Origin of the sequence: Desulfosporosinus acididurans (assembly GCF_001029285.1) — a bacterium.
In the GTDB taxonomy this organism is placed as follows: Bacteria; Bacillota; Desulfitobacteriia; order Desulfitobacteriales; family Desulfitobacteriaceae; genus Desulfosporosinus; species Desulfosporosinus acididurans.
On record NZ_LDZY01000010.1, the window covers coordinates 203147 to 222358 of the forward strand.

The 19212-nt window shown below is 38.9% G+C and carries 15 protein-coding genes and 1 rRNA gene; 14 read left to right on the plus strand and 2 right to left on the minus strand.

Annotation, left to right across the window (positions count from 1 at the left end; genetic code table 11):
• The first annotated feature begins 16 nt into the window (after positions 1 to 16).
• From groL to DEAC_RS23605, 10 genes are all read left to right on the plus strand, one after another.
• Positions 17 to 1660 carry a chaperonin GroEL gene (gene groL / locus DEAC_RS15190; RefSeq protein ID WP_047810913.1) on the plus strand — a complete coding sequence of 548 codons (1644 nt, stop codon included), beginning with the start codon at positions 17 to 19 and terminating at the stop codon, positions 1658 to 1660.
• A gap of 207 nt (positions 1661 to 1867) precedes the next feature.
• A complete protein-coding gene (locus DEAC_RS24230) occupies positions 1868 to 2230 on the plus strand; it encodes a hypothetical protein (RefSeq protein WP_242847172.1) in 363 nt (120 codons plus the stop codon).
• A gap of 89 nt (positions 2231 to 2319) precedes the next feature.
• Positions 2320 to 3567 carry a helix-turn-helix transcriptional regulator gene (locus DEAC_RS15200; RefSeq protein ID WP_047810915.1) on the plus strand — a complete coding sequence of 416 codons (1248 nt, stop codon included), beginning with the start codon at positions 2320 to 2322 and terminating at the stop codon, positions 3565 to 3567.
• Positions 3567 to 4592, plus strand: coding sequence for a helix-turn-helix transcriptional regulator (locus tag DEAC_RS15205; RefSeq protein WP_047810916.1), 1026 nt, complete (start codon positions 3567 to 3569; stop codon positions 4590 to 4592). Before DEAC_RS15200 ends, DEAC_RS15205 begins: the two co-directional genes overlap by 1 nt.
• Positions 4593 to 4769: 177 nt before the next feature.
• A complete protein-coding gene (locus DEAC_RS15210) occupies positions 4770 to 5063 on the plus strand; it encodes a hypothetical protein (protein WP_047810917.1) in 294 nt (97 codons plus the stop codon).
• A gap of 273 nt (positions 5064 to 5336) precedes the next feature.
• The gene (locus DEAC_RS15215) at positions 5337 to 6137 is read left to right on the plus strand and encodes a hypothetical protein (protein ID WP_152671413.1); all 801 of its coding nucleotides are present in this window, start codon (positions 5337 to 5339) and stop codon (positions 6135 to 6137) included.
• A 589-nt stretch (positions 6138 to 6726) separates the two neighbouring features.
• Positions 6727 to 7491 (plus strand): tetratricopeptide repeat protein, encoded by a 765-nt coding sequence (locus DEAC_RS15220; RefSeq protein WP_047810919.1) that lies wholly within the window; start codon positions 6727 to 6729, stop codon positions 7489 to 7491.
• A 254-nt stretch (positions 7492 to 7745) separates the two neighbouring features.
• Positions 7746 to 8153, plus strand: a complete 408-nt coding sequence (locus DEAC_RS15225) for a hypothetical protein (RefSeq protein ID WP_047810920.1) — start codon at positions 7746 to 7748, stop codon at positions 8151 to 8153.
• A 119-nt stretch (positions 8154 to 8272) separates the two neighbouring features.
• Positions 8273 to 8443: a hypothetical protein gene (locus DEAC_RS23600; protein WP_161796457.1), complete on the plus strand. Its 171-nt coding sequence runs from the start codon at positions 8273 to 8275 to the stop codon at positions 8441 to 8443.
• A gap of 201 nt (positions 8444 to 8644) precedes the next feature.
• Positions 8645 to 8800, plus strand: coding sequence for a VUT family protein (locus tag DEAC_RS23605; protein ID WP_161796458.1), 156 nt, complete (start codon positions 8645 to 8647; stop codon positions 8798 to 8800).
• Positions 8801 to 8928: 128 nt separating this feature from the next.
• Here the strand turns inward: DEAC_RS23605 and DEAC_RS15235 are convergent, their stop codons facing one another.
• Entirely contained in the window at positions 8929 to 10263 is a 1335-nt protein-coding gene (locus tag DEAC_RS15235; RefSeq protein ID WP_047810922.1) for a sensor histidine kinase, read from the minus strand.
• A complete protein-coding gene (locus tag DEAC_RS15240; RefSeq protein WP_047810923.1) occupies positions 10260 to 11021 on the minus strand; it encodes a LytR/AlgR family response regulator transcription factor in 762 nt (253 codons plus the stop codon). Before DEAC_RS15240 ends, DEAC_RS15235 begins: the two co-directional genes overlap by 4 nt.
• Before the next feature lie 307 nt (positions 11022 to 11328).
• Here DEAC_RS15240 and DEAC_RS15245 point away from each other — a divergent pair, with 307 nt between their 5' ends.
• The 4 genes from DEAC_RS15245 to DEAC_RS15265 form a co-directional block, all read left to right on the plus strand.
• Complete coding sequence (locus DEAC_RS15245) at positions 11329 to 12003, plus strand: hypothetical protein (RefSeq protein ID WP_053006458.1); 675 nt, start codon at positions 11329 to 11331, stop codon at positions 12001 to 12003.
• A gap of 309 nt (positions 12004 to 12312) precedes the next feature.
• The gene (locus DEAC_RS15250; protein WP_047810924.1) at positions 12313 to 12579 is read left to right on the plus strand and encodes a hypothetical protein; all 267 of its coding nucleotides are present in this window, start codon (positions 12313 to 12315) and stop codon (positions 12577 to 12579) included.
• A gap of 208 nt (positions 12580 to 12787) precedes the next feature.
• Positions 12788 to 16552 carry a transglycosylase SLT domain-containing protein gene (locus DEAC_RS22315; protein ID WP_053006459.1) on the plus strand — a complete coding sequence of 1255 codons (3765 nt, stop codon included), beginning with the start codon at positions 12788 to 12790 and terminating at the stop codon, positions 16550 to 16552.
• A gap of 1187 nt (positions 16553 to 17739) precedes the next feature.
• Positions 17740 to 19212, plus strand: a 16S ribosomal RNA gene (locus DEAC_RS15265); the annotation flags it as partial.

Genomic DNA, 19212 nt, shown 5'->3' on the forward strand with positions numbered 1-19212 from the left:
TTAAGGAGTGAATAACGTGGCAAAGCAAATAGTTTTTAATCAAGATGCTCGACATGCTTTAGAGCGTGGTGTAAATGCTCTCGCAGAAGCTGTTCGTGTTACTCTCGGACCTAAAGGCCGTAATGTTGTATTAGATAAAAAATTCGGATCTCCCTTAATCACTAATGATGGAGTTACCATTGCCCGTGACATTGAACTCGAGGATCCGTTTGAAAATATGGGTGCTCAACTTGTTAAAGAAGTCGCTACCAAAACTAACGACGTTGCCGGTGACGGAACAACGACCGCAACAGTTTTAGCCCAAGCCATCATTAGAGAAGGTTTAAAGAATGTCGCAGCCGGCGCCAATCCTATGGGAATTAAACGTGGTATTGAGCAAGCAATTGAGCTTGTTGTTGCAGACATTAAAGCCAATGCTAAACTTGTAGAAACAAGCGAAGCTATTGCCCAAGTTGCCTCAATTTCTGCCAGTGATAAAACAATTGGCAGCTTAATTGCTGAAGCTATGGAAAAAGTAGGCAAGGACGGAGTTATCACCGTTGAAGAAGCTAAGGGCATGACGACTGAGTTAGAAGTTGTTGAGGGTATGCAATTTGACCGCGGCTACATTTCGGCTTATATGGTTACTGATACCGAAAAAATGGAAGCGGTGCTCAACGATCCTTACATCCTGATTACCGATAAGAAAATCAGCTCAATTCAAGATGTTCTGCCTGTACTTGAAAAAGTCGTACAAGCAGGCCGCCAACTGTTGATCATTGCAGAAGATATTGACGGAGAAGCTTTGGCAACCCTCATTGTTAATAAATTAAAAGGCACTTTCGTTTGTGTTGGTGTTAAAGCCCCTGGCTTCGGTGATCGCCGCAAAGCTATGCTGGAAGATATCGCCGTACTTACTGGCGGAACAGTTATTACTGAAGATCTTGGCCTGAAACTGGAAAATACTACTATCGAGATGCTTGGACGTACACGTCAAGTTCGCGTTACTAAAGAAAACTCCACTATCGTGGAAGGTGCCGGTGACGTCGAGGATATTAAGAAACGTGTTGAAGCAATCAAGAGACAAATTGATGAGACCACTTCAGACTTTGACCGCGAGAAACTCCAAGAACGCTTAGCAAAATTATCCGGCGGCGTTGCTGTAATTCAAGTCGGTGCAGCTACTGAAACTGAAATGAAAGAAAAGAAACTTCGAATCGAAGATGCTTTAGCTGCTACGCGTGCTGCCGTTGAAGAAGGTATTGTTGCCGGAGGCGGTACAACATTGATTGATGCTATCAGCGCTTTAGATAAACTTGAACTGACAGGCGATGAAGCAACAGGAGTTATGATTATTCGCCGTGCTTTGGAAGAACCTCTGCGTCAAATTGCTAACAATGCCGGTCAAGAAGGTTCGGTTGTTGTTGAGAAAGTTCGCTCCTCCAATAGAGGAACCGGTTTCAACGCTGTAACCGAAGTTTATGAAGATATGATCGCAGCCGGTATCGTGGATCCTGCTAAGGTTACACGTTCTGCTCTGCAAAACGCCGGTTCCATCGCTGCAATGTTGCTAACCACCGAGTGCTTGGTCTCTGACCTGCCGTCTAAAGACAATGGTGCTGCTGCTATGGCTGGTATGGGCGGCATGGGTGGCATGGGCGGAATGGGCGGCATGATGTAAGTCAACGCCTGAGACCTTTGATACAAGCCGGACGCGACTTGTACAAAACCTTTAAATTCGTTAAAAGTAACGAAAAAGTAACGCATTTACGTTAAAAGATAGCCCATACCTCTTAGGGGGTATGGGCGTTTTAGAGGGTTTTCATAAGTTCGCTGAACTTACGAGAAGCCTCTTTTTTCATACTCTTTGTAGTGTGCATATGAAAGAGTGAAGAAACGGAAACATGACGGGCTGGTGGTATTACAAAGCGAGCAGGCGGAAATCGTTATCGGGGATAGCAGCGGTACTTTGGCGGTTAATGTAGTAATTCCTAACAGCAGTGATTTTCCTTACTCGGAACTTGGAACTTTTCTCATTTTCGCGGCTCAGTCTTTTTCGTACTTGCCCAAGGCGTTGGTACTACAAATACGTTTTGAAGCTGGACGATCCGCTTCAGGCAACCTTCCTGAGACTGATCATTATATAGAAAGAAGCAACGCCAAAGACGCCAAAATTGTTAGATATAAGAGGTATATCAAAGATAGTGTAGAATGTTATTTTTGTATTAATTGTGTTTGCATAACATTCTAAGTCCTTAAGTTCAGATGGATTATAAATAGCTTTAAAATACCAGGTACCGCTTTAAACAACATAATATAATCATATTAGGAGTGAAAAGAATGAGTTCTCCTCGCGAAAGGCAAAAACAATTAATTAAACTAATTGCCAAAGAGCCTTGGCGGCATTCTATAAGGTCACTCTCTGAGCAGTTGAAAACTAGTGATGATAGTCTTTTGAGAGACTTCAAAAACCTGCGAAAACGTGGTTATAAATTCACTGAAGATAAAAATAAATGTTTTTATCTTGAGGAAATTGGATGGGAAGAACAAAAGTCCTTAGATGATTCGACAATTCGGCAGATAAAAATATTGAGAATGCTTCGTGCTAAGAAAAATGGTCTTTCTAAGACTCAAATTGAAAATAATTTTCCTGAAGTTAAGCAAATGGAAATAGATCAGGATCTTAGGGAGGAACCCAGGGATAAAGAGACTCAATTAAGCAAAAAGACGATAAGTAATGATGTGGATCACTTATTGAGAAAGGGCCTGATTGTTAAAGATTATCTTGGTTTCTATCGTTTTAACTGGGCAATGACCTTGCCTCCGTTATATCTTAATTCTTCCGAGCAAAATCTTCTTTTAGCTGCGTTGGAAGTAGCTACTGATTCCAAACCTCTGGCATGTGATTATGAAGTTTTGCGAGCGAGATTGGCACCCCAAATTGATTCCATTCTTTCAAAAAGGCAAACGATTTTCGTACACGGACGAAGGCCTTGGCAACATATTAAACGAACGTATATTTGCCATATATTGTCAACAGCCATTCGACATAATCAGCAACTGATTCTAATCTATCGACTGAGCGGTCAGGAGAAGGCCAATGAAATTCTCGTCAATCCTTTAGGTTTAGTATTTTATTGGGCTTTAGACAACTGGTACTTATGTGCTGAAACTTGCAAGAATCCTCGACAAATTAAAACCTACGCAATTGATAGGATACTATTAATTGAGGAGAATAGGAGTAAATTTATTCCGCCTAAAAATTTTCAGCTTGATAAATTCTATCAGGATTGTTGGGGGATTTACCGCACCGGCCATATAGAAACTGTAAAACTTGAATTTGATAAGGACCCTATTGTCGCCTCCCGTTTAGATGAAGAATTAAAAGGCCGGACGCACTGTCAGGTTACTGAAGATGAGGCCAAAGGCAAAATTTTGGTTGAAGATCGGGTCGATGGACTGTATGAAATGGCTGTTTGGCTGCGTTCTTTTGGTCCGAAAGTAAAAGTAATAGCTCCGTTAGAACTGAAGAATATACATATTGCAGACTTTCGCAAAATGACGCAAATCTACGGAGAGGAGAATTGATGTTGCTGGACCCAGTCGATCGCATTCATAAAATTATGGAATTGTTGGCAGCCAGTTCGCAGGGTTTAACAATTTCGGAATTAGCTCGGATTTGTGAAGTGGATGTCAGTGTAATCAAAAATGATCTTGAACAAATGGAATGGAAACATCCGCTTTTTCCACTGTGGACAAATCAATATGAGTTCGAGGAAGGTCAAGATAGGGAAGAGGACGAAGAAGAAAACGAAGATGGCAAAGAACTTTACGATCCGGCTTATTCAGATGAGGCGCGCTGGTATTTCAGACCGGATTATGAGCAGTTAATCCCAGTCTATTTTAAACCTGAGGAATTTTTTAATCTTGCTGAGTTACTAACTATCTTACCGGAGTCGAGTTCAGTTTCGGAGATCTTGGAACGACAAGTCAGTGCAATAGTAGGTGATGATTTGTACAAGCATCAGCCGGTTCAATACACCAAGGGAAACTTAGATCCATATCTTCTTGATGAGCAGCTTATTACGGTTGTTCAAAATGCTATCGAACAGGAAAAAATGATTACCTTTGATTTTCACAACCATGAGACCGAAGTAGGGCCTTTGGGATTAGTATATTACTCTCGACTGAGGCGTTGGTATATTGTTGCAGTTCATAAGGGAACAGTAAAGAATTATTATGTAAAAAATGTTAGTAATATTAGTATTTCCACTCAACCTTTTCAATGTCCGGAAGACTTTTCGGTTAATGAATGGCTCCAGACACGTTGGGGTACTGAATTTGGTGATTCGTTTCACGTTAAAATAAAGTTTAAGAATCAATCCCAAACAGTGTCGAAAGTTAAAAAAGATGTAGCCCATCGAGTGTGTCAACTCACAACGGAGGACAATGGGGATTTACTTTATGAGGATACTATAATAGGAAGGAATGAGTTTCTGACCTGGCTGCTCGGATTCGGAGCCACAGCGGAAATTCTGGAACCGGCTGATCTAAGAGGACAAATGAGAAAGATTATTACAGAAGTTTTAGCCGGTTATAACGAAATTTCTTAAGTCAATTGAAATTCTATTGGGAAACCGCAAAAATATTTCTTAGGCATAGGTTATAATGACATAGTCAAGAAGCACGATCGCGATACTAGAGTGAAATTTACGTGAGTCAAACAAGAAAGAGCCTTAATTACAGGGCTCTTTTTTGTTTGACCAAAGCAAAAAAGAGAGGAGCAAAACATGAATAATAACTCTGATAACTTAGTGAGTACTGAAATCTGTGGTAGTCAGAACACACAATCCCAGTCCATTAATAAGATAATCCCCATAAATGATTCGGCTAAGATGGGCAGGATGAATCTTGATTCTTTATTCAACGGGTTAGTCGGACTTCAAACAGTTAAAAATGAGTTTTACAAACTCTCGCGGTTGATTAAGAATATGGAAATTAGAAATGAAATGCTGGGCCTGAATGATCGGGTTAACTATAATTTGCTTCTCGAGGGAGTTCTAGACCGATTTGCCTGCATATGACTTTTACCGGTATCCAGGAACAGGTAAGACGACTGTCGCGCAAAACGGATGTGAACAAGATTATTGGCTTCGGACAGAGAATGAAATGAAGGAAAATAAAAGTAGGGGGTCATGAGAATTTGCTAATTAGATGTTTGAAACATTTCATAAATTTGTTAAAAGTTAAAGGATAACCATAGAATGTTGTTGAAATTAAGAGAAATGTTAATAGGAGGAAAGGCACTTTAAGATAGCTAGTGATTAAAGGGAAAAAACTGAATGGAGTTGACTAACTTGGACTATATTCAATTTTGCGAAAAAATATGGCGAGATTGGCACGCTGAAAAATTATCTATTGATGGTGATAGAGTACTAAAAACCTTAGAAAAGAAACTTGATTACGATGCTTGTCCTGAGCCATATCTTTCATTTGGTGAATGTGATGATTATAATAAAACCTTATTCTTTTTGACCACGAATCCTGGTCAGGTGCTGGAATTTCAAAAAAGAAGTAATATTTTATCAGGAAAATCATTTATAGAACCAGGAAAAGGTTACAAAGAAATATCATTAGATCTTGGAACTTATTATGAAACAGGTAATCATGTTAAGCCAGCTTCCAATGAATCAATAATCCTACGTAATCCTAAAGACCATATTTCGAAAATGAAGAAATTAGCTAATTTGTTGGGCTTTGAAAACTTTGTAGAGATAGAGACTATTCCCTTTCATAGCCACGATTTACCAAAGAATCGTATACCCGAATTGGCGGAGAAAAATCCTGAAGAGGCGATTACTTCGATTTACTTTAAAAGTGTAAGGGAATTCCTGAGTGATAAAAATGTTATTTGTGTTCAAGCAGCAGGTTCGGATTGTAAATTAAGCGATTGGCTTAACTGGCTAATGAAAAGAATCATAGGGATAGAAGAACCTAAAAGCCATATTTTAAAGACCTTGAATAACAAGACTACTGTTTCCCTTATACTAGATACGGCTGATCAAAAACTAATTAGAGGTTTAACTTTAAAAAATGGGGCTAAGGGGTTACCGGAGTCTTTAGAAAAAATTGCATATATAATAAAAAACCGTTGTTAGTTGAAAAGAGTTGGATTGAATTTTATTTTTCTAGTAGCAAATAGGGTTTTGGAATTCAGATATAGTATTAGAAAAAAATTAATTATACTGCAGACTCATGTTGCTGAAAAACTGCAATTGTTCTTTACCCAAAAAGAACCCTGTAAAAATTGAGGACACTGAAAAACTTTATCCCCGAGAAGGTCAGTACCATATATAGTGCTGACTTTCCATTTTCCTGCTGTATATGGTGGCCTTGAATAACCAAACAGTAGATTTTCCTAGATTTTCAGTGGCCTCGTAAAATTGAGGGTTCTTTTTTATGTCTTTACCGAAGAAAGAAAGAGAAAATAAATATGTCCTGTTTTAGATTTAATGTGGAAGAAGTAGCTTAAATTTTGTTAATGGTTATAAGTGCAGGGTAATTTGCGATAGAGATGATTCATCTTAAACTAGGGTCCCGATTTCGGGATGTAATTCTGGATGACTTTTAACGTGGTGATATGGGATGCAGGTCGTTGTTGATATAGTACCGCAATTAAATTTCCCTTCCTTATGTTATATTAAACAAACGTCGATTAAATTAATAAATTTTATGGAGGTTAGAAATTTGAATAAGCAAGAATATGATTTTTGGGTTAATTACGTAATAGAGGGTTACTCTGCGGCCATAGGTATAGTGATTGACAAATATGAAGACTGGCATTGTCGAGCCGGGTTAGCCAAATTTCTATGTCAAAGGAAAAAGTATGAGCCTGCTATCGATTTATTTCATTCTGTCATTGATGAAGTTCCTGAACCCAGTAAAAAAAATGAAGATAATATGATAACTGAATACGAAGAAATTATATGGTGTTACCATGATTTGGGACTATCATTATGGCATCTCAACGGTAATCCTAAAGAAGCTCTTATATACGTGGATAAAGCTTTGAAGATGGCTGAGTCTTCAAGTTTGGAGTTTATGTTTATGGTGAGGGGTGAGATCTGGAAGACACATTTGGATTTGAAATATGAAGCCAGGTTTATGAATGAAGCATTAAAAGAAGTAGACGATAAGATTGTAAAAATTAAAGTTAAAGAAGGCAAGACGAACAGTTATCTGTTCTATGGTTATCTTTTTAAAGCTGAAGTTGCGAAGGCAGAGGGAAAATTAGAACAGGCCTTAGAGTTTTTGAGGGAAGCATGTAGATTTCATGAACTAGGGCGGGAAGAGTCTGCAAGGCTTAATATAATCTGGAAGAACAGAGCAGACAACCTTGTAAAGGCTTACGATGAATTTTGGGATATACGGACTCACGACAATGTTTTTTGGGATAATGAAGCTGACAGATCAAAGCACGGCCGACTTAACGAAGAAAATTCAGAGGGCTGAACTGCTGGAATTTCTTTATCTGCCAATAAGCTATAATTTTCCATAAAATTAACATTTATATAATTTTCGATAGAACCCTGTTCGCGCGCAGGGTTCTTTTTTATCTTAATTTAAACTCGATAAATGAAAGAAAGAGAGATTCTAGTTCGTTTCAGGTTGGAAATATGACCCTACAATACAATCTGCGCTTACGCCTCTCACACCGTTTGAAAACTTTAAGGCGCGCTTGATAGGAAGGCTTCAAAAGCTTCAACTTGTTTTCACAAAAGAATTTGAGCAATACTTTGACCGCGAATGGACCGACCTTTTTTGGCGGACTTATTATGAACAAGGGAATAAGCTCTACTGATTCAGATTGGTCGAACACGCTTGACTATGAGAAGATTGAAGCAGAAATATTTGAAGCTGCGTTTTATACGATGAATTTCCTATGCAACAATCCTGGCTGTAAGTTGGTACATCGTCTTGTCTTCAACGCATTAACTGAAAGACGCACATATCAAGATAGAGTCTTATTCCATGCTGGGACTACCTATATGTATATGGCAAAAGGTATTGAGAACGACTCATTAACACAATGGCTCCGGATTATCCAAAACTTGACCCTCAACACTCAAATTGACACCACAGCTTTGTATCGCCGTGCAATAGATGGGAGTTAATAAACTTGCACGCAGTTGGGACAGTTTGCTTGTATATTTCTCCCAAAAAGGTAACGTTACTGGATTCTCTCAGGAGCAAATTGAAGAAGAGCAAAATAAGGCACAAATAATCTTGCGGAATGAGGAGTTTGCGAAGGCGATTTATAAAGGTGAGCAGCAGCCCTATTTTTGCGGGCAAATTCGCTCTGCGCTATACTCTGCCAGTAGGAGCATACAAAACACTGTGTGTTGACGATCCGAACGAAGCGGCAAGTACACCGAGTTTGAAACGAGAACAGATAGTCCAGTAACTGAAGCAGCTAAATATCTTCTTAACGGTTAATGAAATATCCTTGAAGTAGCAAGGTAAACAAGCTACTGCTATTTTCTTAATTGTCATTGCATTACCTTATCCTGAATTTTGGAAAGGACAAGGTGCATATGCCACTGTACTTGGGACAACCCCTCGTGTTGTTATCGCATCTTGGGGTACAGTACCGGGAAGCGTTTTATTGCAGATGATAGTTTTGCAATATATTTGGAAAGTTTCCTACGAAGTTATTTTAACTCCAGTGACATATCACATTGTTGGGTGGATTAAGCAAAAAGAAGGTATTGATACGTTTGATGACAAAGTAAAATATAATCCTTTTAGCTTAGAAGTATAAAAATGTGAGTGATGATTAAAACAGGTTAATAGTAAATATCAAGTGGATATTAAAGAGAATCAAGGCTGAAGCCGAATAATTAATGAATAATATATGGAAATAAGGACAGCTTGAGCTGTCCTTTTCGTTTAAAGCTTAGGTATTACTATTGAAAAAATCGTCTCGGTACCTGGGGTTATAGAATAATTAAGTTTACCATGGAGTTTCTTGCATAACAGTTTACAAATATATAAACCGAGACCACTATGCTCGCCAGTTTTAGTTGTATATCCAGGCTCAAATAATCTTTCTTCAATTTCAGTTGGAGGTGAACCGGGATTTATGACAGAAACAGATAGAAATGGTCCTTGTTCCTTTATAAAGACCTTAATCCATTTTTCATCTTGCTTATTTAATTCTATCGCTTCTATAGCATTATTTATTATGTTATCCAAGATGCGTGTTAAATCAAAAGCTCTAGCTTGTAAATTCGAAAGTTTGGCAGTGATCTCGATCTGCAGGTCAATCCCTTTCGATTCGGCCTTTGTTATTTTTGAATTTAATAAGGCTCCGATAAAAGGGTTATCAATCTTAAGTACATTATTTAATATCACGATGTCGTTTGTAAGTTGACGAAGGTAGGCGTCCAAACCGTCCAGATCATGAGCTGAGAAAAGGGAATTTATGATCTGAACATGATTGATAAAATCATGACGTTGGCTTCGGACAGAGTTTAATAGAGAAGCTAAATTATCAGTCATGATGTCGCTGCTAACAGCAATAACTTTTTCTTCAGTCTTACTAATAGTTCTAAATAATATAAAGAGACTTACTAAAATAATAAATATATTAATAAGAATAATTATTAGAAACCTCAATGGATTAACATCATAGGTAAGGTTATTTGTATAATCAAATATTAAAGCCGATAGAAGAAATAATTGTAACAATATTGCTATTGTAACTGAAGAGATCCGTTGATAATTCATAAAGATGTTTATCTTTTTCAGAAAGGTGACTATTGGAATTCTAAATTTGTGCAAAGATAACGGTATAATTATTGAAAAAGACTCGAAAAGGGCAACTTTTATTAATAATAAAGGGTTATTAATTATGTTATTTGTAGTTAATTTAAGGACTGCCATTAAAGCATAAAGAATAATTATTTGGGAAAGACACCCGAAAAACCAATAAAAGATTAAAAACTTCATAGTGCTCCAAAAACGAGTTTTGAGTATTAGTTTAAGTAATATAAAACTCACTAGTATGTTTGTTAATATTCTTAAGTGATTTAAATCTAACATATCCCAAAATTGAAAAGTCAGTGTATCATAAAATCCGTAAATTATTGCAAAGGAAAATATTTTTGGGATTAAAGGTTTAACATCTTTTATCTTATTACTTAAAAAAATTTCCGCAGAGGATAGATAAATTATGCATTCTAATATAGATGCAATTAAATCACCTAATACTTTAGAATTCAATACTTATTCACCTCGCTAGATAGATTCATCATTTCATATAATTCATCCAACTTTTTTCTAATCATAGTGGCATGATGAGGGCAATTGTAAAAATAAACATTATATATTCTTTCGGCTATAGGAACAATTCTCTCAATCTTCTGTATATTGACTATAAACCCTCTGTGACAACGGAAAAAATTGCCCTTAAGCCTTTTTTGAAGACTATTTAATGTTTCCGATGTATCATACTCGCCATTTTCTGTATGAACTATCGTCTTTTTAATTACCTTCTCAATATAGAAAATAGTCTCGGGGCGGATAAGGTAAGTTTCACTCTTGTTTTTTAGAACTAAAAGTTCCTTAAGAGCTTTGTTATTGTTGTTTTGAATATTGCTATAGTCTAAGTATTTTTTAACTCTCTTTATGGCCCGTTCGATTGATTCCTTCGATATTGGTTTTATCAAATAATCGGTTGCCTCGAGTTGAAAAGCTTCTGCGGCATATTGAGCATGGGCAGTGACAAAAATGATAAAAACGTTAGGTAGTAACTCTCTTATTCTTGCCGCAGCAACCAATCCGTTTAATCCAGGCATCTCAACGTCTAAAAATATGACTGTGGGAATATTCTTTTCTACGAGTGCCAGAATCTCTTCTCCGTTTGATACGGAACCAATAACTTGAACTTCAGGAAATATAGATAAATATGATTCAATCAGTTCACGAGTTGGTTGATTATCTTCTGCGATAATCAACTTAATAGTTTTGTCCGTTTCCATGTATACATTGAGACCTCCTCCAGGCACAATATTAAGAATTATTTGAATTGTATTCTAGGAAAAGCCTCGAAATCCTTCATGCCATAAAACCGAGATTTTAGGTCTATAAACCGTGACTTCGGGATTCAAATACTTGAAGCATATATATTTGAGAGATATATTGAAATTGCTATTACAGAATTTAGGATAAACAAAATCAATATCTCAGGCTTATTGATTGACGTAGTTATACTTTTCGTGTGTAGGAGTTGATTTAAAGTTTAAGGGTTTCCAGAAGACTAAGCTTATAGAAAGAGGAGTAGGTTTAATGAAAAAATTGGTTGTTATTCTAGTCATGGGGATCTTGGTTTTAACAGGCTGCTCAGGCGAAAATTCTTCTTCAACTAACCCTTCTACTGTAAAGGTGGAAACAAAAACAGAGCAACCTCTAAACTCACCGTCTGAACAATCGGCAGTGACTTCTCGTTCTCAAGTAACATCAACCCAACCCAAGTCTGCTCCGCCTACACCGCAACCACAAGTGACACTACAAACTCAGGAACCTCAACAAATTTCATTCAAGACATATACAAATGCGAGATTTGGTTTTTCTATTGAGTATCCCAATACATTTATTACTAAGCAATTACCGTTTAATAATGATGGGATAATACTCCAGTCACCGGATGATAGCGCAGAACTAACTGTATCCGGTATAAACAATGTTATGAATGAAACAGTAACATCGCTTTATAACCAAACCTTAAGCGAGCATAGTAATGCTTCATACAAACAAAAAGGTAGCGACTGGTTTACAATTTCGTGGTTAGAGGGAAATCAAATTGCGTATCAAAAAAGTGTTGTCGGGAGCGGGTCTATTAATACATTTCTAATTAAATATCCCTTGAGTCAAAAAGCTGCGTATAATCCGATTATAAACCGGCTTAATTCAAGCTTTAAAACGCCTTCAATAGAGCAGAGTCATGGTGTGGCAGGCGAATAATATGATTCAAGAAATTAAAATATACAAGCAGGACGATTAATCTAACTTTACAAGGAATAGATTGTTTGTATAACTACTATTAGGTTGTTTATCTTTAGAGAGAACAACCTAATTTGCTTTTCAGTTAGGATTTAAAAGAACATTATGTTGCACAAATTTTTTTTATACTTCTAAACCGAGATTTCAGATCAGATAGTCGGCATTATGGGAAAGACCACTAGTAAACTCGTTTTTTCAAGGTAATATGTATTGTGAAACCGGTGGGTTTGAGAATACTCATGGAATAGAGAAAGAAAGGGGACGAAAACGGTGGGAATTTTTAAGGGGTATACTAATCGTGCTATTTTTGCAGTCGCTATGGTCATTATTTTGGCAATAAATCTTGGCATAAGTGTATATTTGGGATTAGGAGAGGCAGTCTCAAGTGTATCTTCCCTAGCAAAGGGCAGCGCTGAACCTAGAGCTCAGATGTTTTTAATCTCAGCTTTGGTTTTGGGTGTAATTGATTTTATCGGATTGGTTTTTGCAATTCGACGCGGCAATGAAGCTCAAAGCAAATTGGTTCCAGTTCTTTGAGTAGTAGGAATGATTTTTGACATTTTTGATTGGTCCTTTTTATTTTTGCTAAGGCCAATTACCTTTTTCTTGTTATCACTTATTATCGGGTTAGCTTTAGCACCAAAGGGTGATTTGCCAACTAGCAACGTTGTTTAAACAAGAAAACCGTTTTGTGATCTTAATAGACTGAAAAGTATGACTACTACTTCAACGAGGAGGGAGCATAGTGAAAAAACATTTTATTAACAAATTAATAGCTCAAGTTGTTATAACGCTATTTCTAATAACGATAGTCTTCCAGAATCAAGCTTTGGCACAAATATCAAACCCAATAATAACGTCACCGACAAATGGGCAGTCGATAGAAAAAGGCAAGGATTTAACTGTGACATGGAATAGTGTGCAGGGTGCAGTTGACTACCAAATAGTAGTTGGCGACCCTAGTGATATTATAATTAGAGGCGGAGCCACAAGAAGTGATGGTGTAATACCAGGAGTAAGCACAAATGGTCAGATTACATTCACAATTCAATCAAGTTATTTGTTAAAAACGGGGCAATATTGGATATGTGTTATGGCTGTAGATTCAAGCGGTTACACGAGGGCAGGGTATTCGAGATTTAATGTTACCAAGACACTTTCTGTAGTAGATACAACTCCTCCAATGGGTAGTATCTCAATAAACAATGGTGCACCATCTACGTCTTCCCAGAATGTGAAACTGAGTCTAAATGCGACGGATACAGGATCTGGTGTGGGCCAGATGATGGTATCTAATGATCCTGTATTTAACGGGGCTTCATGGGAACCTTATGCAACTTCCAAGACATGGGTTCTTTCGTCAGGTAACGGGACAAAGTATGTCTTTGTTAAATTCAAAGATAACTCTGGGAATGCCTCCCAGTACGTTGCTTCTATAGAACTAACAGTTCCAGATACAACTCCAGCGGTGCCAGTTATACCACCTGTGGTTGTATCGACTCTCCCAGCACCAACGAATTTTACAGCAACAGCAGTAAGTAGCAGTACGATAAACCTCAGTTGGAGTGCTGTAAGTGGGGCAACCACTTATAGCGTTTACCGGTTAATTGGAGGGCAATATTCCAAGATAAAAAGCGTAACTACTCCAAGTTTTAGCGATTATGGATTGTCGGCCAATAGCACCTATCAATATGTGGTAAAAGCCGCAAACAGTGCTGGAGAAAGCAGTCCAAGTTACGCTTCCGGGATTACAAAAACAGCAACGATAACAGTAACAACTGTACCAACAGCACCGACAGGATTAACAGCAACAGTAGTAAACAGCAGCACTATAAATCTCAGTTGGAATGCAGTTAACGGGGCAACATCTTATTATATTTTTAGAGCAAGCTCTTTAAGTGCACCGTTTAGTCAAATCGGGACAGCTACAGTTACAAGTTTTAGCAGTACAGGATTATCAGCAGGAGCAACCTATTACTACAGAGTTAAAGCAGTCAATAGTGCGGGACAAAGTGTGTACTCGGGAGTAACTTCAGCGACAGCCAAAGTAACGGTAAGTTTACCAACTGTGACTATGGTAGCAACACCAACATTTAGTGTATCAGAAGGGACATATACTTCAGCTAAAAGTGTAGCGATATTGTGTGCCACAAGTGGTGTAACGATTAGATACACAACGAACGGCAGTGAACCGACTTCGACTTCAGCGCAGTATAGTAGTCCCATATCCATCGGGACTACAATGACCTTAAAAGCGAAAGCATTTAAGACTGGGATGGCAGATAGTTCGACGGCTTGTGCAACGTATACTATAAGCAATCCTGTGACTGTTATTTCCCCGCCTAAATTTGATAACTTTAAACAACAAATAGAACAAACAGTTGGTATGGCTGTGCCATTACAAGGTACTATTACATCCAATAAACCATTACTGGTAGTAAACGTTCTATTCTATGATCAGAACGGTAAGGCGTTGCCTGAAAATGGAAATAAAAAAGATAATAGTGATGGTATCTATCGGAAGACGTTTTTGACAATAGATAACAAAATGAGTTTGAATCTTGCAGATTTACCACGTAATTCCTTCCCTGAGAACAATGGTTTTGTATCACCTGGTACGTATACCGCAAGGATTTATGCTCAATCAAGTGGTGAACAACCGGCCCAAATCGGAAGTTATCTTATTAAGGTAAATCCAGCCTATGATAGAATCGATGGACCAAAAGCCCCAAATGGTGATTCAACAAAAGTTTACACAGCAATCTTTTTAGCAGCAGGTGTAAAACCAACATCCTCGCCAAGCGTAACGGTAATGAATGGAAATTCTATTATAGGAACCTATACATTAGTTAATCAACCGTTAGGTAGTAATGGTTACGAAACTCCTCAGCCCTATCTATCTGTGGCGGATATAGCGAAATCTGGTAATTTACCACCGGATTCAGACGTAACACTGACATGGGTTTTTCAAGTACCAGGTTATGATAATTCGCCTGGATCATATTTAAATAAGGATAATACTTTCAGTTATCAGATTCATACTCCAAAAACTCCAATTTCACAACAAGATTTGGCGGTTAATTATCGAACCTTAGTTTACCAATTCCCTGCTTCAGCCAAAGGGTACAGTAATATGATAGACCGGTCTGGGAAAAAATACGACATTGATCCCAATTTAATTGCGTGTGTTATAAATCAGGAAAGTGGTTTTAATCAATTTGCGAAAAGTGGTGTTGGAGCAGTAGGATTAATGCAATTGATGCCAAAAGAGGCACAAACATATGGAGTACAAGATCTGACCAACCCAGAGCAAAACATAGATGGAGGCACACATAAACTAAAAGACCTGATTTTTGAATGGAATAACTCACCAAATGTTAAATTAGCTCTAGCAGCTTATAATGCCGGAACACCACAAGTTAACAAATGGATAAGTGATGCTGTTAAAGATAATTACATGGATTATTGGTATCAAGACTGGGAGAAGATTAAGGGTTATAAAGAAGTTGCGGCCGAGACAAGGAATTATGTAGACAGCATCTATCCAGCGTGGAGTAATACCTTTACGTCCCTCCCTACTCAAACTATATCTAGCCTGCCAACTTCATACAATAATCTTACAGATGATGATTGGAAGATTAGAACATCGCCTGATGGAACTCTACTTGAGGCTTTTGCTAATACTGGTGGCGTAAAGGCTTCTGATGATGTCCACATATATCTAGTAATAAATGAAGGTAACAAACCTGTATATCTAGGTGATTCTAATACAGAATTGACTTGGAATAATCCAGACTTACCAGCAGATTGGCCAGGGAGATATTATGGTCAGTGGTTGATTAATAATGATCTGCATTTAACTAAGGGAGAAATGTATTCGTTTTCTATTAAAGTTACAGGAAGCTCGGTTCAAAATGCTACAACCCAAAAGTCATTAATTTTACCAGTTTATTATGGTATGTATCAAAAGGATTGGGCGGGTCATCCGTATTACCCCAAAAACATGGCACAAAATGGTCGAGTTATTTCAATAAATGGCTGTGGCCCAACATCAATGGCAATGATCGTAGCGAGCCTTGGGAATCCGAATGTTACACCGGCAACAATGGCAGATTACTCAATGGATCATAAATTTATCGATTCAAATTATGATACAACTTATGGTTTATTTAATGGATCTGGAAGTGCGGCATATAACTATGGGTTAAAAGTAAAAACTACAAGGAGTATTGATGAATTGCAACAATTATTATCCGATGGGACTCACATTGCGATTGCATCAATGGGAGTCGGGCATTTCACAAAAGGTGGGCATTTAATTGCCCTGATGGGTGTTTCAAATGAGGGCGGAAATATGCGGATCATAGTTTATGATCCTAATACAACAAATAGTAGCTATGGTTCAGATAGAGAAATAATCAAAACAGATATTCCTGGGATCGTTCTCGCTAATCCAAGTGTAATAGATAAGGAGACAGTAGGTAGTGTATTTTGGATCTATAGCAAATAATAAGTTTGCTCACCGGGAAGTAGCCTAACGGCTTCTTCCCTTAGGGAACGGCCCCAACATAATTTACCATGATCTAAATTCTTTGGTAAGCGGTGGCGCAAAAACGTTACATTTATAAAACCATCAGTAAAAATATCGTTTCACTGTCATCCAGCGGTTTAACTGCATTCGTAGGTTGACTGATTTGGGTTTCAATGAAGTAACATCAACACACGTTGAGACAGATGTATGAAGAAAACAGATACTCTGAAAGCTGCTATTCATGTTGGTTTTAGAATAGGAATGGTTGCTTCATCAATACTGAATAAGGAAGTATTACCCTTCCGAGGCATAGTAAAGATTACCCAATCGTATCATGGAAGGGAGGTACAATTTACGCTTTCTTTTCTGCAGCAATCGCATCTTATGGTTAGAAGATAAGCTAGTCTATTACAATAGTAGTTTTGACCAAGTGATTAAAAAATATTTAAATCAGAATAGAAAGTACTTGGTGATTGAAAGCGTAAAGCTGGTCGTTATACAAAGTGTGGACACTATATTGTACTAACAGGTGTCAGCAGTGGAAAGGTAAGTGTATATGATCCGAATTGTGGCAATAGTTGCATCAGAGCTGCTGAAATAGATTCAAGTACCGGGAGGTACTAGGTGCTTTCCCAATGGGTGAACGATGATAGATTGAATTTTTGGGTTTTCAGTTGACAGTAACCAAATGTTTTCACTTCAGTTGGGAATATTCGTTTACTAAACAGCATAGGCTATCTGTGTTCTGCGATTTCTAATACATATTTTAATGGTTAAAAATAACAGTAGACATAACAGGTTAATTAGTAATGCACTGACTAAGCGCTAAAATGGCGAACTGATTTCTAAACCTTTTAAAATTTAGCTATTGACAAGATCAGCCGAACATGCTAATATACATATCTGGCTAAATTTGGTCAAACGATTAATTAAACAATTAATTAAGGGTAATATTAAAATGAAATGTTTTAAGTTGTTTTAAGTTGGTTATTGACAACGAAAGTTGGAAGTGCTAAGATAAAGTCCGACCTCAAACAGCAGAAACTAGAAATGGTCTTTGAAAACTAAACAACAAGGACAGCCAATGAGAGAAACTCGGAAGAGTTTCAAAAGAATCATGGAATCATGAGCAAGTCATCATCTTCTTTAAGGAAGTTGAAATAACTTTTTTGGAGAGTTTGATCCTGGCTCAGGACGAACGCTGGCGGCGTGCTTAACACATGCAAGTCGAACGGAGAGAATTCTAAGTTTACTTAGAAGGATCTTAGTGGCGGACGGGTGAGTAACGCGTGGGTAACCTACCCAACAAACTGGGACAACCCTTGGAAACGAGGGCTAATACCGGATACGCTTATAGGTTGGCATCAACGTATAAGGAAAGGCGGCCTCTGAATATGCTGCCGATGATGGATGGACCCGCGTCTGATTAGCTAGTTGGTGGGGTAAAGGCCTACCAAGGCGACGATCAGTAGCCGGCCTGAGAGGGTGAACGGCCACACTGGGACTGAGACACGGCCCAGACTCCTACGGGAGGCAGCAGTGGGGAATCTTCCGCAATGGACGAAAGTCTGACGGAGCAACGCCGCGTGTATGATGAAGGTCTTCGGATTGTAAAGTACTGTTTTTAGGGAAGAACGGTTTCTTCAGGAATATGGAGGAGACATGACGGTACCTAAGGAGGAAGCCCCGGCTAACTACGTGCCAGCAGCCGCGGTAATACGTAGGGGGCGAGCGTTGTCCGGAATTATTGGGCGTAAAGGGCGCGTAGGCGGGTATTTAAGTCCGGTGTGAAAGATCAGGGCTCAACCCTGAGAGTGCATCGGAAACTGGGTATCTTGAGGACAGGAGAGGAAAGTGGAATTCCACGTGTAGCGGTGAAATGCGTAGATATGTGGAGGAACACCAGTGGCGAAGGCGACTTTCTGGACTGTAACTGACGCTGAGGCGCGAAAGCGTGGGGAGCAAACAGGATTAGATACCCTGGTAGTCCACGCCGTAAACGATGAGTGCTAGGTGTAGGGGGTATCGACCCCTCCTGTGCCGGAGTTAACACAATAAGCACTCCGCCTGGGGAGTACGGCCGCAAGGTTGAAACTCAAAGGAATTGACGGGGGCCCGCACAAGCGGTGGAGCATGTGGTTTAATTCGACGCAACGCGAAGAACCTTACCAGGGCTTGACATCCTCTGAACCCTTTGGAAACAAGGGGGTGCCTTTCGGGGAACAGAGAGACAGGTGGTGCATGGTTGTCGTCAGCTCGTGTCGTGAGATGTTGGGTTAAGTCCCGCAACGAGCGCAACCCCTGTATTCAGTTGCTAACAAGTAAGGTTGAGCACTCTGGATAGACTGCCGGTGACAAACCGGAGGAAGGTGGGGATGACGTCAAATCATCATGCCCCTTATGTCCTGGGCTACACACGTGCTACAATGGCCGGTACAGACGGAAGCGAAGCCGTGAGGTGAAGCCAATCCGAGAAAGCCGGTCTCAGTTCGGATTGCAGGCTGCAACTCGCCTGCATGAAGTCGGAATCGCTAGTAATCGCAGGTCAGCATACTGCGGTGAATACGTTCCCGGGCCTTGTACACACCGCCCGTCACACCACGAAAGTCTGCAACACCCGAAGCCGGTGAGGTAACCCG

What these genes read in the sequence shown, in the direction of transcription:
- DEAC_RS15200 (WP_047810915.1), top strand. Translation starts at nt 2,320, where the DNA reads ATGAGTTCTCCTCGCGAAAGGCAAAAACAATTAATTAAACTAATTGCC.
- DEAC_RS15205 (WP_047810916.1), top strand. Translation starts at nt 3,567, where the DNA reads ATGTTGCTGGACCCAGTCGATCGCATTCATAAAATTATGGAATTGTTG.
- DEAC_RS15210 (WP_047810917.1), top strand. Translation starts at nt 4,770, where the DNA reads ATGAATAATAACTCTGATAACTTAGTGAGTACTGAAATCTGTGGTAGT.
- DEAC_RS23600 (WP_161796457.1), top strand. Translation starts at nt 8,273, where the DNA reads ATGAGGAGTTTGCGAAGGCGATTTATAAAGGTGAGCAGCAGCCCTATT.
- DEAC_RS15240 (WP_047810923.1), bottom strand. Translation starts at nt 11,021, where the DNA reads ATGGAAACGGACAAAACTATTAAGTTGATTATCGCAGAAGATAATCAA.
- DEAC_RS15245 (WP_053006458.1), top strand. Translation starts at nt 11,329, where the DNA reads ATGAAAAAATTGGTTGTTATTCTAGTCATGGGGATCTTGGTTTTAACA.